Here is a 25,262-nt window from a genome sequence, read left to right on the forward strand (position 1 = left end):
CATCACACGCGGGCGCGGCCTGAATATGGATCAAAGGTCGTCGTCACCGTCATCGGCGTCGGGCCCGGTCATCAGACCCTCGGCGACCTTCTCGGTGCGTGCCCGGATCGCCGCTTCGAGACGCTCGCGCAGCTCGCCATTCTCCTTGAGGAAATTCTTGGCGTTCTCGCGTCCCTGGCCGATCCGGACGCTGTCGTACGAGAACCAGGCACCCGACTTCTCGACCAGTCCGGCCTTGACGCCGAGGTCGAGTATCTCGCCGATCTTTGAGATGCCCTCGCCATACATGATGTCGAACTCGACCTGCTTGAACGGCGGTGCCACCTTGTTCTTCACCACCTTCACGCGCGTGGTGTTGCCGATGATGTCCTCGCGGTCCTTGATCTGGCCGGTGCGGCGGATGTCGAGGCGGACCGAAGCGTAGAATTTCAGCGCATTGCCGCCGGTCGTGGTCTCCGGATTGCCGTACATCACGCCGATCTTCATGCGCAGCTGGTTGATGAAGATCACCATGCAGCGCGAGCGGCTGATCGAGCCGGTCAGCTTGCGCAGCGACTGCGACATCAGCCGGGCCTGGAGGCCGACATGGCTGTCGCCCATCTCGCCCTCGATCTCGGCGCGCGGCACCAGCGCGGCGACCGAATCGACCACGAGCACGTCGATCGCGTTCGAGCGGACCAGCGTATCGGTGATCTCCAGCGCCTGCTCGCCGGTATCGGGCTGCGAGACGATCAGCTCGTCGATGTTGACGCCCAGCTTCTTGGCATAGACCGGGTCCAGCGCATGCTCGGCGTCGACGAACGCCGCGACGCCGCCGCTCCGCTGCGCTTCGGCGATGACGTGCAGCGCCAGCGTGGTCTTGCCCGAGCTTTCCGGCCCATAGACTTCGATCACGCGGCCACGGGGCAGGCCGCCCACGCCGAGCGCGATGTCGAGCCCGAGCGACCCGGTCGAGATCGCCTCGACCTGCATCGCCTCCTTGGAGCCGAGCTTCATCGCCGACCCCTTGCCGAATGCGCGGTCGATCTGCGCGAGGGCGGCGTCGAGCGCCTTCTGCTTGTCCGAAGAAATCGCCATGTTGCCGTCAATCACCTTGAGCGAAGCTGCCATTGGAAGTCCCCGTCGCTAGAAGGTTTGGCTCGCGCCTTCAACCTGTGTTGGAAGCCATGTATCGTGTTTGTTCTCATGGAACAAGAGCGGAACGAAATTTTTTGTTCCATAACCGTTCCACCACCCCGCCGGACCGCGATTGCCCTTCCCGCTTCCCGTCGCTAGCCGGGGTGCCATGTCCCGCATCGTCGGCCATGTCCGCGCGCTCAATCGCTTTCCGGTCAAGTCGATGGCCGGGGAGCGGCTCGATATGGCGGAGCTCGACTGGCAGGGAATCGAAGGCGACCGCCAATATGCGTTCGTCCGCGCGGCCAATGGCACGCGCTTTCCCTGGCTCACCGCGCGCGAGGTGCCCGCCATGGTCCTCCACCGGGCGCGCTTCGACGATCCGGCCCGGCCCAAGACCAGCGCAGTGACGGTCGAGACGCCCGAGGGCGCGACGGTCCCGCTCCGCGATCCGCTGCTCAAGGCACAGCTGGAGGCGGCCGCGGGCGAACCCGCCACGCTGATCCAGGTGGCGCGCGGCATCTATGATTCGATGCCGGTCTCGATCCAGACCAGCGCCGGCCACGCCGCGCTGGAAGCCGCGCATGGCGAACCGCTGGCGATCGATCGGTTCCGGATCAACCTGATCGTGGAGAGCGAGGTGCCCGCCACCGAATGGCGGGGCCGAAGACTGGCGTTCGGCCGCGAGGACGGGGACGGTGCGGTGGTGCAATGCGCCGATCCGATCGCGCGCTGCGTGATCGTGACGATCGATCCGGACACCGGAGTGAAGGAACCGCGCCTGCTGCGGACCGTCGCGCGGGATTTCGGCAATGCCTATGGGGTTTACGCGGGTCCGGCCCGGCCGGGGCTGATCCGGCTGCGCGATCCAGTGCGGCTGCTGGATTAGGTGGGTTCGCGCAGCGACGCTGCACCGCGACGAAGAAGACATTGCTCACGCGGAGACGCGGAGGCGCGAAGATGTTGCGTGTGCGGTTGGGGCATGCGCCGCGTCAGCGGCCGGAAAATGGGAGCTTTGTCGTGGAGGGCGCCGCTGGAGCGGCGCGAGCCCTCTTCGCGTCTCCGCGTCTCCGCGTGAACCATCTCTTCTTCGTAGCATCGTTGCGCGAAACAATTTCCGCCAGATGTGCCCGTATCGCACCCCCGCCTGAGATCCCGGCGTTCGCCGGGATGACGGCCATGGCATGGGGAAGGAGGAAAGCCGGCGCTCAGTCCGCCGCGACGAGGCTGTCGAGCACCTTCTCGACACTGTCCATCGTGAACGGCTTGGAGAGCACGGGGCGGTCGCGATAGGCTTCCGCGATCATGTCCCCCGCCCCGCCGGTGGCGAGCACGAACGGAATGCCGCGCGCCGCCAGCGCATCGGCGATCGGCCAGCAGGTCTCGCCGCCGCGCAGGTTCACGTCCATCACGGCCGCGTCGATGCCGCCCGCCTCGACCAGTTCCACCGCCGAGGCGACACTGTCCGCCATGCCGGCGACGACGCGATCGAGCGCGTCGAGAAAGTCCTCGAGCATCATCGCGATGAGCGGCTCGTCTTCGACGATCAGGATCTTCTGGGGCCCCGGCATGGCCGCTCCCATCGCAGGAAAATCGCGAAACGCCAAGTATTTATTTGGGCGAAAGCACGTCGCGCGCGGCTTCTGCAAGTTGTTGCACCGAAAAGGGCTTCGGCAGGAAGGCGACTTGCTCCAGATCAATCGACTTGCGCAGCTGTTCTTCGGCATAGCCCGACATGAACAGGATCGGCAGGTCGGGATATTTGGCCCGGATCCGGCGTGCCATCGTCGGCCCGTCCATCACCGGCATGACCACGTCGGAGATGAGCAGATCGGGCCGGTCGATCGTCTCGATCAGCTCGAGCGCGGCCTCGCCATTGTCCGCGGTGACCACGGTATAGCCCTGGCGGGCGAGCGCGCGCTCGGCAATGGCGCGGACCATGTCCTCGTCCTCGACCACCAGGATCGTGCCGGTGCCCCAGGTATCGGCGGGCTTTTCCTTGGGGCCGGGCAGCTTGGCGGCGACCGGCGCCTCGGTTGCGGCATGCACCGGCAGATAGATGGTGAACTCCGCCCCGCCGCCGGGCACATTCTCGGCGAAGATGAATCCGCCCGATTGCTTGATGATGCCATAGACGGTGGAAAGGCCCAGGCCGGTGCCCTTGCCCACTTCCTTGGTGGTGAAGAACGGCTCCCAGATCTTGGCGAGGATCTCGGGCGGGATGCCGGTGCCGGTATCGGCGATGCGCAGCGCGGTATAGTCGCCGACCGGCAGCACGTCGTCGTCCATCCGGCGCACATCGGCCGCCGGCACCGCCATCGTCTCGATGGTGAGCGTGCCGCCGCCATTGGGATTCTGCGAAAGCATCGCGTCGCGCGCATTGACCGCGAGATTGACCACCACCTGCTCGAGCTGGCCCGGATCCGCGCGCACCGGGCCCAGGTTGCGGCCATGCTTGACCTCGAGCCGGACGGTCTCGCCGAGCAGGCGCTTCAGCAGGTTCGAGACCTCGGAGATGACGTCCGGCAGCTGGAGCAGCTGCGGGCGCAGCGTCTGCTGGCGCGAAAAGGCGAGCAGCTGGCGCGTGAGCGAGGCGGCGCGGTTCGAATTGGCGCGGATCTGCTGGATGTCGTCATAGTCGCTGTCGCCGGGCGAATGGCGCATCAGCATCAGGTCGCAATGCCCGATGATCGCGGTGAGGATGTTGTTGAAGTCATGCGCGACGCCGCCGGCGAGCTGCCCGACCGCCTGCATCTTGGTCGCCTGCGCGACCTGGCGCTTGAGCTTGGACTCCTCGCCCGAATCCTTGAGGCTGATCAGCACGGCCGCCTCGCCCAGCCCGCGCGCGCCGGCGATGCCGATCGAGACCGGTTCCTCGGGCGCGTCGGCCAGGCGCACGGTCATCTCGGCCGATTGCGGCGCGCCGCCGGCGAAGCGGCGGATGGCGTCGGCGAGCGCGGCCTTGTCCTCGCGCACCATCAGGTCGCCCGGATAGAGCGGCGGCGCCGCGGCATTGACGCGGGTGGCGCGGACGAACGCATCGTTCATGCTGGCGAAACGGCCGTCCCGGTCGACCAGCGCAAGCCCGAGCGGCAGCAGCGCGATCAGCGAGCGGACATGCGCGCCGGCGCTGGCGCCGATCGCGGGCGTGGGCACATTGCCCTGCTCCTCGTCGAGCAGCGCCACGAGCAGCGGCGCCTCCTCGCCGTCGAGGAAGGGAATCTGCAGCACGCGCAGCGGATTGCCCTCCAGCCCCTCGCGCTCGAAACGGACCAGGCCCATAGAATCGGTGATCAGGAAGCGGGCGAAGTCGCGGCCCTCGGCGGCGGCTTCGGGGCTGCCCATGGCACGCAGGCGGAACACCCGGTTGGCGCTGCGCACCCGGCCCTCGGGCGAGACCATCGCGGCCATGATGCCGGCCGAGGCCAGCCGGTCGCCGGTATGGCCGTCGATCAGCGCCTGGACCTGGCTGGCGAGATCGAGCGCCTGCACGCCGATGAAGCGCCAGACGAGCGATTCCTCGCCGACCCGCTGGACCCGCGCCGAAACGGGAGCGCCGAACACCTGGATGCCGTCCTCGCGCGCCTCGCCGTCGCGCCAGGCGGTGCGCGCCGCGGTGCCGAGCGCGGCGACGGCGGCGTCGCTGATGGGCAGGTTGGGCGGCGTCGGCCAGCCGGCGAACAGCGCCTCGAAACGGCTGTTGGCGCAGACCAGGCGCCCGGCGCGATCGGTGACCGCAAGCGCGTCGTCACTGGCCGCGGCGAGCGCCTGGGCGACCGACCAGTCGACCGAGGCCTCACCGGCGGCCTCCGCATGGAAGAGCTTGCGCGCGCCCCAGAGCCCGCCCGCCGCGAGCAGCCCCGCCGCGACGAAGCCGACCGCGACCGCGCGATCGTTCAGCGTCAGCAGGATCACCGCGCCCGCGAGGAACCCGGCCAGGATCGCCGCCGCGAAGGGCAGCCAGCGGCGAGACGGCGATGCGGGCGTGTGGACGGGCAACGTGGCCATGCGCCACCGATGTTCGGTAGCAGCGGCCGGGTCAAGCTATTCTCCCTCTCCCCGCCGGGGAGAGGGAGAAATCAGATCACCAGATGCGGACGCGCTTGTCGGGCGTCAGGAACAGCTTGGTCGCCGGATCGGGGTTGTACGCCCCGTACCAGGGATCGAGGTTGCGCACGACCCAGGCGCGCTGCTGCGACGGCGAGTGCGGATCGGTGAGCAGGCGCTGGCGCAGGTTCGCCTCGCGATAGTTGCGGCGCCACACCTGGGCCCAGCCCTGGTAGAAGCGCTGGTCGCCCGTGGTGCCGTCGAGCACCGGCGCGGCCTGGCCGTTCAGCGAAGCCTGGTACGCGTCATGGGCGACCGTGAGGCCGGCCAGGTCGGCCACATTCTCGCCGAGCGTCAGCGCGCCCTTCACATGCATGCCCGGCAGCGGCTCATACTGGTCGTACTGGGCGACCAGCGCGTCGGTGCGCGCCTTGAACGCCTTGACGTCCGCCGGCGTCCACCAGTCGGTCAGGCGGCCTTCCTTGTCGTACTTCGCGCCCTGGTCGTCGAAATGGTGGCTCAGCTCATGGCCGATCACCGCGCCGATTCCGCCATAGTTCACCGCCGGATCGGCGTTCGGATCGAAGAAGGGCGGCTGCAGGATCGCGGCCGGGAACACGATCTCGACCATGCCGAAATTGGCATAGGCGTTGATCGTCATCGGGGTCATCCCCCATTCCCAGCGGCGGATCGGCTGGCCGAGCTTCGAGACATTGTCGTCATACTGCCAGTTGTTGGCGCGGACATTGTTGCCGAAGGCGTCGCCCGCCGTGATCGTCAGCGCCGAATAATCCTGCCAGCGCTCCGGATAGCCGATCTTCGGCTTGAAGGCGGCGAGCTTCTCATGCGCCTTCACCTTGGTCTCGGGCGCCATCCATTCGAGCTTGTCGATCCGGCGGTCCATCGCCGCGATCACGTTCTTCACCAGCTGGTCGGCGGCCGCCTTGGTTTCGGGCGGGAAATATTTGGTGACATAGACCTGGCTGACATCGTCGGAAAGCGCGCCGGTGGTGAAGTCCACCGCCCGCTTCCAGCGTACCTCCTGCTCCGGCGTGCCCGACAGGGTGGTGCCGTAGAAGGCGAACTGCTCCTTGTCGAAGGCGCTCGGCAGCACATCGGCGAAATTGTCGAGCGTGCGGACCAGCAGCTGGTCCTTGAGCACCGCCAGCGGCGCCTGCTGGATCAGCCGGGCGATGCCGGTGACCGCGCTGGGCTGGCCGACGATCACGCTCTCCACCGGCGTCTTGCCGGCGGCGAAGAAGCCCTTGAAGTCGAAGCCCGGCGCCGCCTTCTGCAGCTGGTCGACGGTCATCTTGTTATAGGTCTTGGTCGCGTCGCGGCTTTCGACGCGGGTCCACTGCACCGCGGCGATCTTGGTCTCGAAATCGACGATCGCCTGGGCGCGCGCGGCGGCATTGGGCTCGCCGGCGAGCGTCAGCACGTTGGTGAGGTGCTTGAGATAGGCCGCCTTGGTCTCGACGAACTTGGCGTCCTTCGAGAGGTAGTAATCGCGGTCCGGCATGCCCAGCCCGGCCTGGAACAGGCTCAGCGCATAGACTTCCGGCTCCTTGTCGTCCTGGCCGACATAGGTGGCGAAGGGCACGCCCACGCCGTTGCGGCGCGCGGCGGCGGCGAGCGCCGGATAGCCGGCCTTCGAGGTCAGCGCCTTGATCCGGTCGAGCCACGGCTTGGCCGGCGCCAGGCCCTTGGCGTCGATCGCGGCGGTGTCGAGATAGGTGGCATAGGCGGTGCCGATCTTCGAGTTCGGATCGGCCTTCGCCGCGTCGAGGATCTCGTGCGTCTGCTTCTTGGCGTTGTCGTCCAGGATGTTGAACGAGCCATAGTTCGACTTGTCTGCCGGGATCGGCGTGTTCTTCGCCCAGGCGCCATTGGCATAGTTGTAGAAATCGTCGCCCGGCTTGATCGCGGGGTCCATGCCGGCGGTGTCGAAGCCATAGGTGCCGTAGACCGGCTTGGGCTTTTCGGGCTGCGGCGCCGGATCGGGCTCGGTGACCGGCGCGGCCTCGACCGGGGTGGCCGGCAGCGGGGCGTTGTGCGCGCAGCCGGCGAGCAGCACGGGCGCGGCGAGGAAGGTGGTGGTGAGGAGCGACAGGCGCATGGTAATCCCCGATGGTTGATCGGGCTGTCTTAGACCGTCGATAGGCTCCGTCAATCGGGCGGGCGTAACATTATTACACCGCGATGACGACGTTTCCCGCCGCGTTCAGCCGCGGGCGGCGCGGGCGTCGGCGCGCCGCTTCCATTTGCGGGCGATCCACAGGCGCCACGCCAGCGCGGTGCCGAAATAGCCGATCAGGGCGAGCGCGGCGGTGATGGTGAGCAGGCCGGTGAGCGTGGCCGGGCCGGCCTGGTGCACCAGCCAGTCGCTCCAGCTCCGCTCGATCGCCTGCGCCTTCTCGACCACCGCGCCGGGGCCGATCATCCAGCTGCCCAGCCAATAGGCCGCCACCCAGAGCGGCGGCGTCGTGACCGGATTGGTGATGAAGGTGGTCGCCGCGGCCGCCGGAATGTTGGCGCGCAGGGGAAGCGCGAGCACGGCCGAAGCGGGGATCTGCCCCATCGGCACCAGCACGCCGGTCACCATGCCCAGCGCGACGCCGCGCGGCACCGAACGGCGGGTGAAGCGCCACAGCGAGCTGTGCATCACCCGGTTCGCGACCGGGCGAAGCCAGCGATTGCCCTCTACCGATTCGCGGCTGGGCATCGCCTGGTCGAGCCAGCGGCGGAAACGCGACTTGCCCGACACGGGCGCGGGATCAGCCACGGTCGCGGAGCAGTCGCCCCTGCTCCCGCTTCCAGTCCCGCTCCTTGATCGAGTCGCGCTTGTCATGCGTCTTCTTGCCCTTCGCCAGCGCCAGCTCGACCTTCGCGCGGCCTCGCCCGTTGAAATAGATGGACAGCGGCACGAGGGTCATGCCCTCGCGCGCCACCGCGCCATGGAGCTTGTTTATCTCCCGCTCATGAAGGAGCAATTTACGAGGACGCTTCGGCTCGTGGTTGAAGCGGTTGCCATGGCTGAATTCGGGGATGTTCGAATTGACCAGCCAGACGCCGCCGTCGTTCACTTCGGCATAGGCCTCGGCGATCGACCCCTCGCCGAAGCGCAGCGACTTCACCTCGGTGCCGGTAAGCGCAATGCCGGCCTCATAGGTCTGCTCGATGAAATAATCGAACCGCGCGCGCCGATTCTCGGCGACGGTCTTGACTTTCTCTTGGGCGGGACGCGGACGGGCCATAAGGCGATGCGATGTAGGCGCGGATTGCCGGGAGCGCCAGCCCGGCGCTTGCAAGGGGCGGAAGCGGCGGCGTTCCGCAAATGCGACGAACCGAATTGCGAGCGCCGTATTCGCTCGCCTCATCCAGAAAAATCACGTATCTACAATATATTGGCGCCCCGGACCCCGAGCATGGCGCGAACTGACAGCAACTGGAAAGCTGCCGCTTGAAGTCGGAGCCTTTCCATGCCCCAGCAGAATGATCGCGAATATCTCGAGCGACGCCAGCGCCTGAGCGCGGAAAAGGCCCGCACCGCCACCGACCCCGGTATCGCCCGCATCCATGGCGAATTCGCCGCGGCCTATGCCCGGCGCCTGGAACAGCAACAGGCGATGCCCCAGGCCGAATAGGGCGGGCCGGGAATGGACAGCCCCCTGCCCGCTGTTCCATAGCCGGCGCATGTCCGCCGTGCTCAACATCCAGCGCTCGATCACCGGCCAGCCCTGGCACTGGCGCGGCCTCGCCGCCGATTCGCGCGGCGGGCTGGTGCCGGACGATCTGGTGACGCAGCTGCTGATCGCCCGCGGCGTGGCGCGCGAGGAGCTCGACATGCACCGGGCGCCGAGCATCCGCGCCTTCATGCCCGACCCCTCGATCTTCCGCGACATGGACAAGGCGGCCGCGCGGCTCGCCGATGCGGTGGAGCAGCGCGAGCACGTCGCGATCTTTGGCGATTATGACGTGGATGGAGCCACTTCCGCGGCACTGCTCATATTGCTGCTGAGGGACCTGGGGCTCGAGGCGCGCCCCTATATCCCCGACCGGCTTATGGAAGGCTATGGCCCCTCGGGTGAGGCGCTGGTGCGGCTCAAGCAGGAAGGCGCCGCCCTGATCGTCACCGTCGATTGCGGCGCCCAGGCGTTCGAAGCGCTGGCGATGGCCAAGGGCGCCGGAGCCGAAGTGATCGTCGTCGACCATCACAAATGCACCACCGAGCTTCCCCAGGCGCTCGCGCTGGTGAACCCCAATCGGCTCGATGAGACCGAAGGCGCGGCGCATGGCCATCTGGCGGCGGTCGGCGTCGCCTGGCTGCTCGGCGCGGCGCTGATCCGCACGCTGCGCACGCGCGGCTATTTCGCCGGCCGGGCCGAGCCCAAATTGCTCGACCTGCTCGACATCGTCGCGCTCGGCACCGTCGCCGACGTGGCGGCGCTCAAGGGCCTCAACCGCGCCTTTGTCGCCCAGGGCCTCAAGGTGATGGCGCAGCGCCGCAACATCGGGCTCAACGCGCTGATCGAGGCCTCGCGCCTCACGCGCGCGCCGACCGCGACCGATCTGGGCTTCGCGCTCGGCCCCCGGATCAATGCCGGCGGGCGCGTCGGCCGGTCGGACCTGGGCGTGCGCCTGCTCACCACCCGCGACCCCGAGGAAGCGCGTGCGATCGCCGAGGAGCTGAACCAGCTCAACGAAGAGCGTCGCGCGATCGAGGCGGGCGTGCAGGCCGAGGCGGAGGAACTCAGCCTGCACAAGGCGAACCACGCGGTCGCGGTGATCGCGAGCAGGGGCTGGCATGCCGGCGTGATCGGCATCGTCGCGGGGCGGCTGAAGGAGAAGCTCGGCCGGCCGGCGATCGTGATCGCGCTCGACGAGGACGGTGTCGGCAAGGGTTCGGGCCGCTCGATCCCGGGCGTCGACCTGGGCGCGGCGGTGCTTGCCGCCAAGGATGCCGGGCTGCTCCGGGCGGGCGGCGGCCATGCCATGGCCTGCGGCGTGACGATCGATGCCGACCGGCTCGATGCCTTTGCCGAGTTCCTCGAGGAGCGGCTTGCCGAGCGCGTCACCCAGGCGATGGGCGAGCGCGCGCTGCTGCTCGACGCGGTGGTGGCGCCGGGCGGCGTCTGCCCCGATCTCGTCAATGCGATGGAGGCCGGCGGCCCCTATGGCATGGGCTGGCCGGCGCCGCGCGTGGCGGCCGGGCCGGTTACGGTGATCAAGGCCGATGTGGTCGGCACGGGCGGGCATGTGCGGCTGATCGTGGCGGGGCCGGACGGGCGCAGCATCAAGGCAGTCGCCTTCCGCCAGGCCGATACCGAACTGGGCCAGGCGCTGCTCTCTGCCCCGCGCCACCGCAAGCTCTGGCTCGCCGGCCGCGCCAGGATCGACGACTGGGGCTCCCGCCCCGCCGCCGAGCTGCACGTCGAGGACGCAGCCTGGGCCGACTAGCGCCCGCCGCCGCCACGGAAATCCATCGATGTCGAAGAACCACGCCGCGCGCGGCGAATGGTGACCCCTACGGGAATCGAACCCGTGTTTCAGCCGTGAAAGGGCCGCGTCCTAACCGCTAGACGAAGGGGCCATGCCGAAGCGTGGAGGCGGTCCGTTAGGGAAGGTTGCGCGGCGGGTCAAGCGCATTTGCTCAGCCCGGCCTGCAGACGTCCACCCAGCGCCGCGAAACCAGCGCCGCCAGCCGTTCGGGCGCGATCTCCACCGCTGCGGTGCGCGAGCCCGCCGCCGGGAACACCGTCGCGAAACCGCGGATCGAGACGTCGCAATAGACCGGCAGCGGCGTCGCCAGTCCGAAGGGGCAGACACCGCCCACCGGATGGCCGGTCAGCACCTCCGCCTCCTCGGCGCCGAGCATGGAGGCGCGGCCGGCGAACTCGGCCTTGATCTTCGGATTGTCGAGCCGGGCATCGCCGCGCGCGACGACGAGCACGACGCCCTCGCCCACGCGCAGCGCCAGCGTCTTGGCGATGCGCCCGGGCTCGACCCCGAGCGTCGCCGCCGCCTCCGCCACCGTGGCCGTGCTCGCCGCCTGCTCGATCAGGGCCAGGTCCGGGGCATGTTCGGCAAGCCAGGCGCGCACGGTCTCGACGGTCATTCCTCGATCTTCCTCCGGAACGTCTCGGGGAGCAGCAACAGGCCGATGACGAGCGTCGCGGCCGCGGCCACCACGGGATACCAGAGGCCGTAATAAATATCCCCGGTCGCCGCCACCATCGCAAAGGCGGTGGCGGGCAGGAAGCCGCCGAACCAGCCATTGCCCAGATGATAGGGCAGGCTCATCGACGTATAGCGGATGCGGCTGGGGAACAGCTCGACCAGCATGCCCGCGATCGGGCCATAGACCATGGTCACCAGCAGCACGAGCGCGAACAGGATCGCGACCACCAGCGGCTTGTTGATCCGGGCGTCCTCGGCCTTGGCGGGATAGCCGGCCCTGGTGAGCTCGGCCTGGAGGTCCTTCTGGAAAGCGGCGATCAGGCCCTTGCGGGCCGATGCATCCGCAAACTCCGATGCACGAGGTGCGGGCAGGAAACGGTTGCCGATCTGCACGGTGATCTCGGATGGCTGTCCAAGGATGTCTGGTGAGGCTTCGCTCAGTTTTCCCTGTGCGTAGGGGACGCCCGCCTTGGCAAGATAGGATTTGACGACATCGCACGCCGAACTGTCGAACTTGTTCTTGCCGATGGGATCAAATTGAAACGAGCAGGTCGCTTCGACGACTGCGATGTTGTCGTCGAAGGCGAAGGTCAGCACCTTCACCGGCGCCCGCGCCTGCGCCTCGGCCAGCGCCGGGTTGGCTGCCTGGGTCAGCGCGTGGAATAGCGGGAAATAGCTGACCGCCGCGAGCAGGCAGCCCGCCAGGATGATCGGCTTGCGGCCGATCCTGTCGGAGAGCCAGCCGAAGAACACGAAGAACGGCGTGCCCAGCGCCAGCGCGATGGCGATCAGGACGTTCGCGGTCATCCCGTCGACCTTCAGCGTCTTTTCGAGGAAGAACAGCGCGTAGAATTGCCCCGTGTACCAGACCACCGCCTGGCCCACCACCGCGCCGAACAGCGCGATTAGGACGATGCGCAGATTGCCCCAGCGCAGAAACGCCTCGGTGAGCGGCGCCTTGGAAGTGTTGCCGCTCGCCTTCATCCGGGCATAGACGGGGCTCTCGTTGAGCTGGAGGCGCACCCAGAGCGACACGCCCAGCAGCAGGATCGAGGCGAGGAACGGCACGCGCCAGCCCCAGTTGGCGAACGCCGCCTCGCCCAGCCACGAGCGCGTGCCGATCACGACGAGCAGCGAGGCGAACAGGCCCAGCGTCGCGGTGGTCTGGATCCAGCTGGTGTAGAGGCCGCGCTTGTGGTTGGGCGCATGCTCGGCGACATAAGTGGCGGCCCCGCCATATTGGCCGCCCAGCGCCAGTCCCTGGAGCACGCGGAGCGTCACCAGCAGGATCGGCGCCGCCACGCCGGCAGTGGCGAAATTCGGGAGCAGGCCCACCGCGAAGGTCGACCCGCCCATGATCCCCATCGTCACCAGAAAGGTGTTCTTGCGCCCCACCAGGTCGCCGATCCGCCCGAAGACGAGCGCGCCGAACGGCCGCACCGCGAACCCCGCCGCGAACGCGGCGAGCGCGAAGATGAAGGCGGTGGTATCGTTCACGCCGGCGAAGAACTGCGCCGAGATCGTCGTGGCGAGCAGGCCGTAGAGATAGAAATCATACCATTCGAACACGGTGCCCAGCGACGATGCCGCGATCACCATCTTCTCGTTGCGGGTGGCCGTGTGATGTTCGCCCAAGGGCGCCGACGGACTGTCGGACCGTGCATCCTCGCTCAAGCTGTCTTCCCCTCTTATTGTTAGCGCTAACCAACCACAGTCCTGCCGCAGTTGGAACCCCCGTCGCCACGCGCGCTCTCCGGCGCGCCTCGTCCACAGGTTCGGCCATGCCCGGCCGCATTGCAAACAAAGCCAGGCTTGGGAGTGCAAAAGCTGTACTTCACAGTGCGGCCCGGTGAGCGTAAACGGCCCTCATGTTCGAGCGCATCTTCCTGTCCCATCCGCGCGCCGTCGGCGAAAGCTATGGCGAGCACGCCAGCACCGCCGCGCGATTCGGCTTCACCATGATCATCGGGGGCGCGGCCTGCGTGGTCCATGCCATCGTGCCCGCCCTGTTCGTCCGCACCGCGAGCGACGCGGTGAAGCGGCTCTATGGCCAGATGCTCGCGCGCCAGCCCGGCATGGCGGCGCGCAAGCCGGCCTATGAACAGCCCGAGTGGCAGATCGAATACGAAATCTGACGTGATCGAGCATGTCGCGATCATCGGTGCCGGCTTTTCCGGCACCCTGCAGGCGATCAACCTGCTCCGCCACGACGGCCCCCGCGCCACGCTGATCGAGCGTGCGCCGGTCGCCGGCCTCGGCCTCGCCTATGGCGCCGCGCATCCCAGTCATGTGCTCAACGTGCGCGCATCAAACATGAGCGCCTTTCCCGACGATCCGTCGCACTTCGTCCGCTGGCTCGAGGCGCGCGGCGTGGCGGACGCACCCGGCGCCTTCATCCCGCGCGTCACCTATGGCGAATATCTGCGCGAGCTGCTCGACGCCGCGCTGCTCGCTCATCCCGATCGCCTGCAGCTGGTGCGCGACGAGGTCGAGGATCTCGACTTCGCCGATGGCGTGACGGTGCGCCTCAAGGGCCGCACGGTGACGGCCGACGCGGCGGTGCTCGCGGTCGGCAACCTGCCGCCGCACGATCCGCCGGGCCTCGACCCCGAAAAGCTGAGCGCCGAACGCTACAAGGGCGATCCCTGGGACGCGAGCGTGCCCGACGGGCTCGGCCCGGACGATACCGTGCTGGTGATCGGTACCGGTCTCACCATGATCGACGTCGTGCTGCTGCTCGATGCGCGCGGCTTCAGGGGCAGGATCGTCGCGCTGTCCCGCCGCGGCCTCCTTCCGCGCCCACACGCGCCGGGCAGCGACTGGAAGAAGCTCGCCGAACGCCCCGCCACCACTGCCTCGAAGCTGCTCCAGGCACTGCGCGCGCGGGGCGAGGAGATCGGCTGGCGCAATGCCGTCGACGAGCTCCGGCCCTTCACCCAGGCGATGTGGGGGAATGCCAGCGAGGACGAGCGCGGCCGGTTCCTCCGCCACCTTCGCCCCTGGTGGGACGTGCATCGCCACCGCCTCGCGCCCGAGGTTTATGCGCGGCTGATGGCCGTGATCGCGCGCGGCCAGCTCGAAGTGATCGCCGGCAAGACGCTCGGCTTCGCGGAGCAGCCCGGGGGCATCGCGGTGACGCTGCGCCGCCGCGGCGCCGATGCGGCCGAGACGATGACGGTGCAGCGCATCGTCAACTGCACCGGGCCGCTCGGCGACCTCAACCGCACGCAGGAGCCCCTGCTCCAGAAGCTCGCCGCGCGCGGGGTGATCCGCCCCGACGCGGCGCATCTCGGCATCGATGTCGACAATCAGGGCCAGACGATCGACGCGGCCGGCCGGCCCAACGCCAATCTCTACGCCCTCGGCCCGATGACTCGCGGTGCTTTCTGGGAGATCGTCGCGGTGCCGGACATCCGCACCCAGACCTGGAGCGTCGCCCGGCGCCTCTCCAACGCGCACTGGGTGGGCGGCGAAGGGCTATGACCGCAACTAGTATCAATTGACACTAACTGCACTTCGGACTAGCCCGCGCGTTACCTTCTTGGAGCGTGCACCCATGACCGATCCTGCCAATCCGCTCGGCCTCAACGGCTTCGAGTTCGTCGAATTCACCTCGCCCGATCCCGAGGCGATGGGGAAGCAGTTCGAGATGCTGGGCTTCGTGCCGACGCACCGGCATCCGACCAAGAACGTCACCCGCTACAAGCAGGGCCGTATCAACCTGATGCTCAATCGCGACGAAGCCGGCCGCGTGGCGGCGTTCCGCGGCGAGCACGGGCCCTCGGCAAGCGCGATGGCCTTCCGCGTCGCCGATCCGGCCAAGGCGATGGCATGGGCGCTCGCGCACGGCGCCAAGCGCACCGACGAGGACGACACCGTCATCCTCGGCATCGGCGGCTCCTATCTCTATTTCATCGAGGACGGCCACAACCTCTACCAGGATTGGGCCGAGTTCCCGGGCTGGCGGGAGGCCGAGGCGAAGAACAATGTCGGGCTCGACCTGCTCGATCACCTCACCCACAATGTGCGCCGCGGCCAGATGCGGGTGTGGAGCGAATTCTACAAGACGCTCTTCGGCTTCGAGGAGCAGAAGTATTTCGACATCAAGGGCCAGGCGACCGGCCTGTTCAGCCAGGCGATGATCGCGCCCGACAAGGCTATCCGCATCCCGCTGAACGAGAGCCAGGACGACAAGAGCCAGATCGAGGAGTTCATCCGCGAATACAAGGGCGAGGGCATCCAGCACCTCGCGCTGACCACGCCGGACATCTACGACACGGTGGAGCGCCTGCGCGCCCGCGGCGTCAAGCTACAGGACACGATCGAGACCTATTACGAACTGGTCGACAAGCGCGTGCCCGGGCACGGCGAGGACCTGGAGCGCCTGCGCAAAAACCGTATCCTGATCGACGGCAATATCGGCGACGAGGGCATCCTGCTCCAGATCTTCACCGAGAACATGTTCGGCCCGATCTTCTTCGAGATCATCCAGCGCAAGGGCAATGAAGGCTTTGGCAACGGCAATTTCCAGGCGCTGTTCGAGAGCATCGAGCTCGACCAGATCCGCCGCGGTGTAATTAAAGTCGACGCGTAACCTTCGGAATTCGGCTTGGAGAGGAGCCGGGGGAGCGACGCCAGTCGCGTAGCGTGAAGCTCACCCCGGCCGAAATCCTCAGGCGAATGCCGGCTCGCCCCGCACTTCGCCCGCCCCCGCGCGGAAGCGCGCCTCGTCGAGCAGCCCTTCCCGCTTCGCCACGATCACCGGCACCAGCATCTGCCCGGCCACATTGGTCGCGGTCCGGCCCATGTCGAGGATCGGGTCGATCGCGAGCAGCAGCCCGACGCCATCCAGCGGCAGCCCCAGCGTGGAGAGCGTGAGCGTGAGCATCACGGTCGCGCCGGTAAGGCCGGCGGTGGCGGCCGATCCCAGCACCGAGACGAAGGCGATCAGCGCATAATGCTCGATCCCCAGCGGGATGCCGTAGAACTGAGCGACGAAGATCGCCGAGATCGCCGGATAGATCGCCGCGCAGCCGTCCATCTTGGTCGTGGCGCCCAGCGGCACGGCGAAGGCGGCATAGGCACGCGGCACGCCGAGCGCACGCTCGGTCACATCCTCCGTCACCGGCAGCGTGCCCACCGAGGAGCGCGAGACGAAGCCGAGCTGGATCGCCGGCCAGGCCGAGGCGAAGAAGCGCATGGGGCTGAGGCCGTGCGCCGCCAGCAGCGCCGGATAGACGACCAGCAGCACCAGGCCGAGCCCGAGATAGACCGCGCCGGCATAGGTACCGAGCGCCGCCAGCGACTCCCAGCCATAGCGCACCACCGCATCGCCGATCAGCGCCGCGGTGCCGATCGGAGTCAGCCGGATCACCCAGCGCAGCAGCAGCCGGAAGACCGCGAGCGCCGAGGCGTTGAAATCGAGGAAGCGGCGTCCCGCCTCGCCCGCCTTCACCGCCGCCGCGCCGATCGCGACCGCCAGCACGATGATCTGGAGCACGTTGAACGAGAGCCCGGTGGTGGCGCCGCCATCGCCCAGCCGGGTTGACGCCGCCAGCCCCAGGAAATTCGCCGGCACCAGCCCCTTCAGGAAATCGAGCCAGCTCCCCGTGCTCGCAGGCACCGCCGCCGCGGCCGCCGCCACGGCGCTGTGGTGCCCCGGCTGGAGCACCAGGCCGAGCGTTATGCCGATCGCCACCGCCATGGCCGCGGTGATCGCGAACCAGAGCAGCGTCCGCACCACCAGCCGCGCGGCATTGTTCAGGTCCCGCAGCGCCGCGATCGACGCGACGATCGCAGTGAAGACCAGCGGCGGCACCAGCACCTTGAGCAGCTGGACGAAGATCTGCCCGACCGTCTGCAACGCCTGGGCGAGGCCGTTGGCGGTCTCGCCGTCGCCGCCGATCGCCCGCGCGGCCAGGCCCAGCGCCAGCCCGGCCGCCATGCCGATGGCGACCTGCACCCCGAAACCGGGCAGCCGGAACCGCCGCGGCGCGGCTGCGCTGATAGAGGCCATTGGTTTCGACTCCGGAATTAAACCCACTAAAGAAATAGGAATTACTCCGCCGCCGCCCAAGATAGTTTAGGTTCGCGCCCTGATAGCCGATCACGCACCAGATGGTATCATTTGACACTATTATGGGCAGCGCTACAGGGAGGCGAGCATAGAGAGGATGCGATGACCGACTATTTCCCCGGCTTCGGCAACCATGTTTCCACCGAGGCGGTGCCCGGCGCGCTGCCGGTGGGGCGCAACAGCCCGCAAAGGCCCGCCTTCGGCCTCTATGCCGAGCAGCTCTCCGGCACTGCCTTCACGGCGCCCCGGCACGAGAATCGCCGCTCCTGGCTCTATCGCCTGCGCCCCACGGCCGAGCATCCGCCGTTCACGCGCTACGAAGGCGCCCGGAACTTCGCGCCCGGCACGGTCGGCGCGGCCCTGCCCCCCAATCGCCTGCGCTGGAACCCGATTCCGGCGCCGCCCCCCGGCACCGACCTGATCGACGGCATGACCACCATGCTCGCCAATCGCGATCCCGCCGACCTGGAGGGCGTGGCGGTGCACGTCTATGCCGCCAACCGGGACATGGAGACCCGCGTCTTCTTCGATGCGGACGGCGAGCTGCTCTTCATTCCCCAGGCCGGCCGCCTCACGCTGCTCACCGAGCTGGGTCGGATCGACATCGCGCCCGGCCAGGTCGCGCTCGTGCCGCGCGGCGTCCGCTTCCGCGCGCTGCTCCCGGACGGCGCGGCGCATGGCTATGTCGCCGAGAATCACGGCGCGCTGTTCCGCCTGCCCGATCTCGGGCCCATCGGCGCGAACGGCCTCGCCAATGCGCGCGACTTCGAGACGCCCGCCGCCTGGTTCGAGGATCGCGACGAGGATTTCGAAGTCATCCAGAAGCATCTCGGCGCGCTCTGGACCACCACCCTTCCCCACAGTCCGCTCGACGTGGTCGCCTGGCACGGCAATCTCGCGCCCTGGCGCTACGATCTCGCCCGGTTCAACACGATGAACACGGTGAGCTTCGACCATCCCGATCCGTCGATCTTCACGGTCCTCACCTCGCCCAGCGACGTGCCGGGCCGGGCCAATGCCGATTTCGTGATCTTCCCGCCGCGCTGGATGGTCGCCGAGGACACGTTCCGTCCGCCCTGGTTCCATCGCAACGTGATGAGCGAGGCCATGGGACTGATCACCGGCGCCTATGACGCCAAGGCCGAAGGCTTCGCGCCCGGCGGCCTGTCGCTCCACAACCTGATGGCCGGGCACGGCCCCGATGTCGCCAGCTGGCAGGGCGCCACCAGCGCCGAGCTCAAGCCGCACAAGATCGACGGGACGATGGCCTTCATGGTCGAGACCTGCTGGCCCTACAGGCCCACGCAATATGCGCTCGATCGCGCCCAGCCCGATTATGACGCGGCCTGGACGGGCTTCCCGAAGGCGAAGCTGCCGAAGTGAGCGAACGCCTCACCGAGACGCCCCCCAACGTAACGCTCGGCCCGCTCGACCTCATCCCCGACGGCAAGGCGCGCAACTTCGTGCTCGAGATGCGCGCCGGCCGCTTCCACGGCTTCGTCGTGCGCCGGGGCGAGACGGTCCATGGCTATCTCGACCTGTGCGCCCATATGGCGCTGCCGCTCACCAACCGGCTGGACGATTATCTCACGCCCGATGGCGGCCATATCCAGTGCAGCTGGCATGGAGCGCTGTACCGGGTCGAGGATGGAACCTGTGTCGGCGGCCCCTGTGTCGGGGCAAGGCTGCGCCGCTGGCCGGTGACGGTGCACGACGGGATGATCGTCACCAGCTGATCGCACCAAATCCGGATCGGATCAAGTTGACTCCAATGTAACCCCGAGTCCAGTTGACCGACTCACCGTGATAACGCTCAATATAATACCGACAAATACATTCACGATATTTGTCTATTTCGAGGAGCGAGCCATGGCCAACCTTAGAAACTTCGTGAATCCTGCCCTGAACGAGGGCGAGACGTTCGACGTATATCTCAATCGCTTCCCCCAGATCGGCTCCGGCAAGGCCAATGCGCTCGTGCCGCTATTCGCCAGCTTCGCCATCGATGCCTCGGTACTCGGCCATCCGATCAAAGGTAACATCGAAATCCAGATGCCCGATCTCAGCCCCTCGGGCACCTGCCTGATCAGTTTCCTCGGGGCCCAGCACAAGGCGCCCTATACCACCGGCGGCGGCAAGCTGCAGATCCAGGCTCCCGGCCGCACCGTCACCTTATATGGGGGCGACAAGCAATGGAGCTGGATCGACGTCAGCGGCGTGCCGGGCTCGATCGGCATCTGGCCGACCAGCCATGTGCTGCGGGACGAAGACGAAGTGGATCTTGCCGGCGCGGAAGCCTGAGTTTCCCCCGATTCCCCCGGCATGGGTCGCGCCGGGGGAATTGCGCACCCCCTCTCCTCTCCCCTTGCCGCCCCGCACGAAATCGGGGAAAAGCGCGCAGAAAAAGGTCAGCACTGCTGACGCGCATATCCCGGAGAGAGACCCATGGATCCCACGCTCGATTTCAGCCTCGGCGAGACCGCCGACATGATCCGCGAGACGACGCAGCGCTTCGCGAAGGAGCGCATCGAGCCGCTCGCCGCCAGGATCGACGCGGAGGACTGGTTTCCCAAGGCCGAGCTGTGGCCGGCGATGGGCGAGCTCGGCCTGCACGGCATCACCGTCGAGGAGGAATGGGGCGGCCTGGGCCTGGGCTATCTCGAGCATGTCGTCGCGCAGGAGGAAGTCGCCCGCGCATCGGCTTCGATCGGATTGAGCTACGGCGCCCATTCGAACCTGTGCGTCAACCAGATCCGCCGCTGGGCCAATCCCGAGCAGAAGGCCAAATATCTTCCCAAGCTGATCTCGGGCGAGCATGTCGGGTCGCTCGCCATGTCCGAGGCGGGCGCCGGCTCGGACGTCGTCTCGATGAAGCTGCGCGCCGAGCGGACCGATCGCGGCTATGTGCTCAACGGCACCAAGTTCTGGATCACCAACGCGGCCTATGCGGACACGCTGGTCGTCTATGCCAAGACGGGCGAAGGCTCGCGCGGCATCACCACCTTCCTGATCGAGAAGGACATGCCCGGCTTCTCGATCGGCCAGAAGATCGACAAGATGGGCATGCGCGGCTCGCCCACCGCCGAGTTGGTGTTCGACGATTGCGAGGTTCCGGAAGAGAATGTCATGGGCCCGCTCAACGGCGGCGTCGGCGTGCTGATGTCGGGCCTGGACTATGAGCGCACCGTGCTCGCCGGCATCCAGCTCGGCATCATGCAGGCCTGTCTCGACGTCGTGCTGCCCTATATCCGCGAGCGCAGGCAGTTCGGCCAGCCGATCGGCCATTTCCAGCTGATGCAGGCCAAGGTGGCGGACATGTACGTCGCGCTGAACAGCGCCCGCGCCTATGTCTATGCCGTGGCGAAGAGCTGCGACGCCGGCAAGACCACGCGCTTCGACGCGGCCGGCGCAATCCTGCTCGCCTCGGAGAATGCCGTGAAGGTGTCGCTCGAGGCGATCCAGGCGCTGGGCGGCGCCGGCTATACCAAGGACTGGCCGGTCGAGCGCTTCGCCCGCGACGCCAAGCTGCTCGACATCGGCGCCGGCACCAACGAGATCCGCCGCATGCTGATCGGACGCGAGCTGATCGGGGCGGCATGAGGCTGCTCCGCATCCTGGGCGTGATCGGCGCGATCCTGCTGATGGCGGGCGAAGCCTATCGTTCCTGGGGTGCCGGCCGGCCGGTGGTGTTCTGGATGGACGACATGCTGGCCGGCACGATGATGATCGCCGCGGCGATACTTGTCGGCCGCCAGAGCTTCGCCACCCGCAGCTTCTTCGCGGCAAGCTGGGGCGTCGCGGTGGGCATGCTTTATGGCAGCTTCTTCGGGAAACTCTACGATCCGGCGAACGGCCATCCCGGCAATTTCTCGATCGGCCTGCTGACCTGGCTGGTCGGCATCGCCTTCGTGCTCGCGATCGGCGGGCTGATCGCGAGCATCCTGCTGCCCAATCCGCGACGGTGACCGGTGAACCTCCCCGGGGCCAGGCCCGGGGAGGTCGCGGGAACTACCAGATCTTCACGCGCTTGTCGGGCGCAAGGTACAGCTTCTCGCCCGGCTGCACGTTGAACGCCGGATACCATGCGTCGAGGTTGCGCACGGTGAAGGCGCGCCAGCGGCCCGGCGCGTGCGGGTCGGTCGCCACTTCGGCGCGCAACGCCTCCTGGCGCTGCTTCTCGCGCCAGCTCTGGGCATAAGCGAGGAAGAAGCGCTGGTCGCCGGTCAGCCCGTTGATCACCGGCGCCTCCTTGCCCTTGAGCGAGGCATGATAGGCCTCGTAGGACGCGGTCAGCCCCGCCACGTCGGCGATGTTCTCCGCCAGCACCTGCTTGCCGTTGAGGAACAGGCCCGGCAGCACCTCATAGGCGCTGTACTGCGCCGCCAGCGCCGCGCTGGCTTCCTGGAAGTGCTTCAGGTCCTCCGGCGTCCACCAGTTGCGCAGCTTGCCGGCGCTGTCGAAGCTCGACCCCGTATTGTCGAAGCTGTGGCTGATCTCATGGCCGATCGTCGCGCCGATCGAGCCGTAATTGGCCGCCGCGTCGGATTTGGGATCGTAGAAGGGCGCCTGCAGGATCGCCGCCGGGAAGTTGAGCGCGTTCTGCAGCGGCAGGTTCACGGCATTCACCGTCTGCGGCGTCATCCACCATTCGCCCTTGTCGACCGGCTTGCCGATCTTGGCGAGCTGGTGCCGCGTCTCGGCCTTCTCGGCGCGCTGCAGGTTGCCGACCGGGTCGTCCGCCTTCACCTCGAGCGAGGCATAGTCGCGCCACGCCTCCGGATAGCCGACGCCGACGCGCATCGTCTCGATCTTCTTGCGCGCCTCGGCCTTGGTCGCCTCGTCCATCCAGCTGAGGCCGGCGACGCGCTTGTCGAACGCCGCCTTGATGTTCGCCACCATGTTCTGGATGTCGGCCTTGGACGAGGCCGGGAAATAGTCCTTCACATAAAGCTGGCCGACCGCGTCGCCCAGATTGTTGTTGACGCTGGCGATGGCGCGCTTCTCGCGCGGGCGCATCGCCTGCTGGCCGCGCAGCTGCTTCGAGAAGAAGTCGAAGCTCGCCTGGTCGAACTTCGCCGGCAGCGCCGCGGTCACCTGGTTGATCTGGTGGAAGGCCAGCCAGTCCTGCCAGGCCTCGATCGGCTCGCTCTCGACCAGCTTGGCGAGCTTCGCCGTGGTGGCCGGATGCCAGACGATGAACTCCTGCTGCCCGCCCAGCCCGGCGGCGTTCCAGAAGCCGTCCCAGTCGATCCCCGGCGCCTTGGCCGCGAAATCGGCCTTTTTCCACCAATTGTCGGCCTTCTGCACGTCCTGGCTGGCGACGATGTCGGTATGCGCGGTGGCGATCTTGGTCTCGAGGTCGAAGACCCGCGCGGCGCGCGCCGCCGGATCGCTCATGCCCGCCAGCGTGAAGACCTTGAGCAGATAGGCCTTGTAGCCGTCGCGCGCCTTGGCCATCGCCTCGGTCTTCGAGAGATAATAGTCGCGATCCTCGAGCCCGAGGCCGCCCTGCAGCACATAGGGCACGGCCTGGTCGGGCTTGTCGAGCGCCTGGCTCACCCACAGGCCGAACAGGTTCTCGGTGTGGAAATTGGTCGCGTTGAGCGGATCGACATCGGCGCGGATATTGCCGCCCAGCATCGCCGAGAGCGCATGCTTGTCCTTCAGCGCGGCGATGGCGTCCAGCACGGGCTTGAGCGGCATCAGCCCGCGCGCCTCGATCCCGGCGGTGTCGGTATAGGCCTTGTACCAGTCGGCGATCCGCCGCTGATCGGTGCCGGTGGCGGCATCGGCCTTCAGCGCGGCGTCGATGATCGCCTTGTTGTTCGCCTCGGCCTTGTTGAACACGTCGAGGAACATGCCGGTGATGACGCGATCGGCCGGAATCTCGGTCTTCGCGCGCCAGCCGCCATTGGCATATTCCTCGAAATCGTCACCCGGCTTCACCTGCTTGTCGAGCCCGACCAGGTCGACGCCGACGCCGGTGCCGGCCGCGGCGGTCGTGCCGGTACCGGGGCCCGAGGGGGTGCAGGCGGTGGTCGCGAGCAATGCCGCGACGAGGAGCGTGTAAGTCTTCAAGCCGACTCTCCCGTATTACTGTATGACAAGAGCGCTACTCCTGCGCGCTGCTTTGCGCCAGCACCTTCCCATGCCCGCCCGGCCAGTGTAGGGAAGGGAAAACTAGGACAGGAAGGATGCCCTATCTATGAGCGCCCCGGTGCTCGATTCGAGGGTTGCGGCGGACAGCGCGGATTTCCGCGCCCGTGCCGCGCACAATCGCGCCTTGGCGGAGCGGCTTCGCGCCGATGTCGCCCGGGCGGCGCTCGGCGGCAGCGAAGCCGCCCGTGAACGCCATGCCGGCCGCGGCAAGCTGCTCCCGCGCGAGCGCGTGGAGCGGCTGCTCGATCCCGGCGCCCCCTTTCTCGAGATCGGCCAGCTCGCCGCCTGCGACATGTACGAGGGCGAGGTTCCCGGTGCCGGCATGATCGCCGGCATCGGCCGGGTCTCCGGGCGCACCGTGATGATCGTCTGCAACGATGCGACGGTGAAGGGCGGCACCTATTATCCGATGACGGTGAAGAAGCATCTCCGTGCCCAGGAGATCGCCGAGCAGAACCGCCTGCCCTGCATCTACCTGGTCGATTCGGGCGGCGCCAACCTGCCCCACCAGGCCGAGGTCTTCCCCGATCGCGACCATTTCGGCCGCATCTTCTTCAACCAGGCCAACATGTCGGCCAAGGGCATCCCGCAGATCGCCTGCGTGATGGGCAGCTGCACGGCCGGCGGCGCCTATGTCCCCGCCATGTCCGACGAGACGGTGATCGTCCGCGAGCAGGGCACGATCTTCCTCGCCGGCCCGCCGCTGGTGAAGGCCGCCACGGGCGAAGTCATCTCGGCGGAAGACCTGGGCGGCGGCGACCTCCATGCGCGCAAGTCAGGCGTGGTCGATCACCTCGCCGAGAATGACGAACATGCGCTGACCATCGTCCGCGACATCGTCAGCCACCTGCCCGCCGATCGCACGCCCGATATCGCGCTGCTCGATCCGCGCGCGCCGAAATATGACGCGGAAGAGCTGTACGGCATCGTCCCCGAGGACGTCCGCGCGCCCTATGATGTGCACGAGGTCATCGCCCGCATCACCGACGGCAGCGAATTCCACGAGTTCAAATCGCTCTACGGCACCTCGCTGGTCTGCGGCTTCGCGCATATCTGGGGCATGCCAGTGGGCATCATCGCCAATAATGGCGTGCTGTTCAGCGAGAGCGCGCAGAAGGGTGCGCACTTCATCGAGCTGGCCTGCCAGCGCCGCATCCCGCTGCTCTTCCTCCAGAACATCTCCGGCTTCATGGTCGGTGGCAAATATGAGGCGGAAGGCATTGCGAAACATGGCGCGAAGCTGGTCACCGCCGTCGCTACCGCCACGGTGCCCAAGATCACCGTGCTGATCGGCGGCAGCTTCGGCGCCGGCAATTACGGCATGTGCGGCAGGGCCTATTCGCCCCGCTTCCTGTTCACCTGGCCCAACAGCCGCATCTCGGTGATGGGTGGCGAGCAGGCCGCATCGGTGCTCGCCACCGTCCACCGCGACGCCGAGAAATGGACGCCGGAGGAAACCGAGGCCTTCAAGGCGCCGATCCGCCAGCGCTATGAGGATGAGGGCAATCCGTGGCACGCCACCGCGCGCCTGTGGGACGACGGCATCATCGATCCGGCCCAGACGCGCGACGTGCTCGGCATCGCGCTCGCCGCGACGCTGAACGCGCCGATTCCGGAGCGCCCGGCCTTCGGCGTGTTCCGGATGTGAATTCATGCAACACTGAAATCGCTAACGGGGGGAGGC

At 67.6% G+C, this 25,262-nt stretch carries 22 protein-coding genes and 1 tRNA gene; 12 read left to right on the plus strand and 11 right to left on the minus strand.

From position 1 onward, the window contains the following. Window positions 1-30: 30 nt before the first annotated feature. Window positions 31-1,110 carry a recombinase RecA gene (gene recA / locus OMP43_RS18740; RefSeq protein WP_086129910.1) on the minus strand — a complete coding sequence of 360 codons (1,080 nt, stop codon included), beginning with the start codon at window positions 1,108-1,110 and terminating at the stop codon, window positions 31-33. Between the two features lie 175 nt (window positions 1,111-1,285). Here recA and OMP43_RS18745 point away from each other — a divergent pair, with 175 nt between their 5' ends. Then, the gene (locus OMP43_RS18745; RefSeq protein ID WP_280281066.1) at window positions 1,286-2,005 is read left to right on the plus strand and encodes an MOSC N-terminal beta barrel domain-containing protein; all 720 of its coding nucleotides are present in this window, start codon (window positions 1,286-1,288) and stop codon (window positions 2,003-2,005) included. A gap of 319 nt (window positions 2,006-2,324) precedes the next feature. On the opposite strand, the gene OMP43_RS18750 is transcribed toward OMP43_RS18745, so the two are convergent. From OMP43_RS18750 to smpB, 5 genes are all read right to left on the minus strand, one after another. Next, complete coding sequence (locus tag OMP43_RS18750) at window positions 2,325-2,687, minus strand: response regulator (protein ID WP_280281067.1); 363 nt, start codon at window positions 2,685-2,687, stop codon at window positions 2,325-2,327. A gap of 40 nt (window positions 2,688-2,727) precedes the next feature. Further along, window positions 2,728-5,124, minus strand: coding sequence for a response regulator (locus tag OMP43_RS18755; protein WP_280281068.1), 2,397 nt, complete (start codon window positions 5,122-5,124; stop codon window positions 2,728-2,730). Window positions 5,125-5,200: 76 nt separating this feature from the next. After that, entirely contained in the window at window positions 5,201-7,282 is a 2,082-nt protein-coding gene (locus tag OMP43_RS18760) for a M13 family metallopeptidase (protein WP_280281069.1), read from the minus strand. A gap of 105 nt (window positions 7,283-7,387) precedes the next feature. Then, window positions 7,388-7,948, minus strand: a complete 561-nt coding sequence (locus OMP43_RS18765; RefSeq protein WP_345846900.1) for a DUF2062 domain-containing protein — start codon at window positions 7,946-7,948, stop codon at window positions 7,388-7,390. Beyond that, window positions 7,941-8,420 (minus strand): SsrA-binding protein SmpB, encoded by a 480-nt coding sequence (smpB, locus tag OMP43_RS18770; RefSeq protein WP_086129916.1) that lies wholly within the window; start codon window positions 8,418-8,420, stop codon window positions 7,941-7,943. Before smpB ends, OMP43_RS18765 begins: the two co-directional genes overlap by 8 nt. Window positions 8,421-8,645: 225 nt before the next feature. On the opposite strand from smpB, the gene OMP43_RS18775 reads away from it, so the two are divergent. After that, window positions 8,646-8,810, plus strand: a complete 165-nt coding sequence (locus OMP43_RS18775) for a hypothetical protein (RefSeq protein ID WP_280281070.1) — start codon at window positions 8,646-8,648, stop codon at window positions 8,808-8,810. 49 nt (window positions 8,811-8,859) lie between these two features. Further along, on the plus strand, window positions 8,860-10,623 hold the full coding sequence (recJ, locus tag OMP43_RS18780) for a single-stranded-DNA-specific exonuclease RecJ (RefSeq protein ID WP_280281071.1): 1,764 nt from the start codon (window positions 8,860-8,862) through the stop codon (window positions 10,621-10,623). A 58-nt stretch (window positions 10,624-10,681) separates the two neighbouring features. On the opposite strand, the gene OMP43_RS18785 is transcribed toward recJ, so the two are convergent. The 3 genes from OMP43_RS18785 to OMP43_RS18795 form a co-directional block, all read right to left on the minus strand. Next, a tRNA-Glu gene (locus OMP43_RS18785) sits at window positions 10,682-10,756 on the minus strand. Between the two features lie 60 nt (window positions 10,757-10,816). Then, window positions 10,817-11,281, minus strand: coding sequence for a YbaK/EbsC family protein (locus OMP43_RS18790; protein WP_280281072.1), 465 nt, complete (start codon window positions 11,279-11,281; stop codon window positions 10,817-10,819). After that, window positions 11,278-12,942 carry an MFS transporter gene (locus tag OMP43_RS18795; protein WP_280281139.1) on the minus strand — a complete coding sequence of 555 codons (1,665 nt, stop codon included), beginning with the start codon at window positions 12,940-12,942 and terminating at the stop codon, window positions 11,278-11,280. The genes OMP43_RS18790 and OMP43_RS18795 overlap by 4 nt, the downstream gene beginning before the upstream one ends. A gap of 269 nt (window positions 12,943-13,211) precedes the next feature. Between OMP43_RS18795 and OMP43_RS18800 the strand changes: the two genes are divergently transcribed. The 3 genes from OMP43_RS18800 to hppD all read left to right on the plus strand — a co-directional run bounded on the left by OMP43_RS18800 (window position 13,212) and on the right by hppD (window position 15,937). Beyond that, window positions 13,212-13,478, plus strand: a complete 267-nt coding sequence (locus OMP43_RS18800; RefSeq protein WP_280281073.1) for a DUF6356 family protein — start codon at window positions 13,212-13,214, stop codon at window positions 13,476-13,478. A 1-nt stretch (window position 13,479) separates the two neighbouring features. After that, window positions 13,480-14,826 (plus strand): FAD/NAD(P)-binding protein, encoded by a 1,347-nt coding sequence (locus OMP43_RS18805; RefSeq protein ID WP_280281074.1) that lies wholly within the window; start codon window positions 13,480-13,482, stop codon window positions 14,824-14,826. A 73-nt stretch (window positions 14,827-14,899) separates the two neighbouring features. After that, entirely contained in the window at window positions 14,900-15,937 is a 1,038-nt protein-coding gene (hppD, locus tag OMP43_RS18810; protein WP_280281075.1) for a 4-hydroxyphenylpyruvate dioxygenase, read from the plus strand. A 78-nt stretch (window positions 15,938-16,015) separates the two neighbouring features. Here the strand turns inward: hppD and OMP43_RS18815 are convergent, their stop codons facing one another. After that, window positions 16,016-17,359, minus strand: a complete 1,344-nt coding sequence (locus tag OMP43_RS18815) for a dicarboxylate/amino acid:cation symporter (protein WP_280281076.1) — start codon at window positions 17,357-17,359, stop codon at window positions 16,016-16,018. A gap of 162 nt (window positions 17,360-17,521) precedes the next feature. Between OMP43_RS18815 and hmgA the strand changes: the two genes are divergently transcribed. The 5 genes from hmgA to OMP43_RS18840 all read left to right on the plus strand — a co-directional run bounded on the left by hmgA (window position 17,522) and on the right by OMP43_RS18840 (window position 21,384). Then, window positions 17,522-18,802: a homogentisate 1,2-dioxygenase gene (hmgA, locus tag OMP43_RS18820; RefSeq protein WP_280281077.1), complete on the plus strand. Its 1,281-nt coding sequence runs from the start codon at window positions 17,522-17,524 to the stop codon at window positions 18,800-18,802. After that, a complete protein-coding gene (locus tag OMP43_RS18825) occupies window positions 18,799-19,155 on the plus strand; it encodes a Rieske (2Fe-2S) protein (protein ID WP_280281078.1) in 357 nt (118 codons plus the stop codon). The genes hmgA and OMP43_RS18825 overlap by 4 nt, the downstream gene beginning before the upstream one ends. Window positions 19,156-19,288: 133 nt before the next feature. Beyond that, window positions 19,289-19,720, plus strand: coding sequence for a hypothetical protein (locus tag OMP43_RS18830; RefSeq protein ID WP_280281079.1), 432 nt, complete (start codon window positions 19,289-19,291; stop codon window positions 19,718-19,720). Window positions 19,721-19,864: 144 nt separating this feature from the next. Then, on the plus strand, window positions 19,865-21,019 hold the full coding sequence (locus OMP43_RS18835; protein ID WP_280281080.1) for an isovaleryl-CoA dehydrogenase: 1,155 nt from the start codon (window positions 19,865-19,867) through the stop codon (window positions 21,017-21,019). Beyond that, entirely contained in the window at window positions 21,016-21,384 is a 369-nt protein-coding gene (locus tag OMP43_RS18840) for a hypothetical protein (RefSeq protein ID WP_280281081.1), read from the plus strand. The genes OMP43_RS18835 and OMP43_RS18840 overlap by 4 nt, the downstream gene beginning before the upstream one ends. 43 nt (window positions 21,385-21,427) lie before the next feature. Here the strand turns inward: OMP43_RS18840 and OMP43_RS18845 are convergent, their stop codons facing one another. After that, window positions 21,428-23,497 (minus strand): M13 family metallopeptidase, encoded by a 2,070-nt coding sequence (locus OMP43_RS18845; RefSeq protein ID WP_280281082.1) that lies wholly within the window; start codon window positions 23,495-23,497, stop codon window positions 21,428-21,430. Window positions 23,498-23,624: 127 nt separating this feature from the next. On the opposite strand from OMP43_RS18845, the gene OMP43_RS18850 reads away from it, so the two are divergent. Continuing rightward, window positions 23,625-25,226, plus strand: coding sequence for a carboxyl transferase domain-containing protein (locus OMP43_RS18850; protein ID WP_280281083.1), 1,602 nt, complete (start codon window positions 23,625-23,627; stop codon window positions 25,224-25,226). Window positions 25,227-25,262: the final 36 nt, after the last annotated feature.

The organism is Sphingomonas sp. CBMAI 2297, from assembly GCF_029870595.1.
In the GTDB taxonomy this organism is placed as follows: domain Bacteria; phylum Pseudomonadota; class Alphaproteobacteria; order Sphingomonadales; family Sphingomonadaceae; genus Sphingomonas.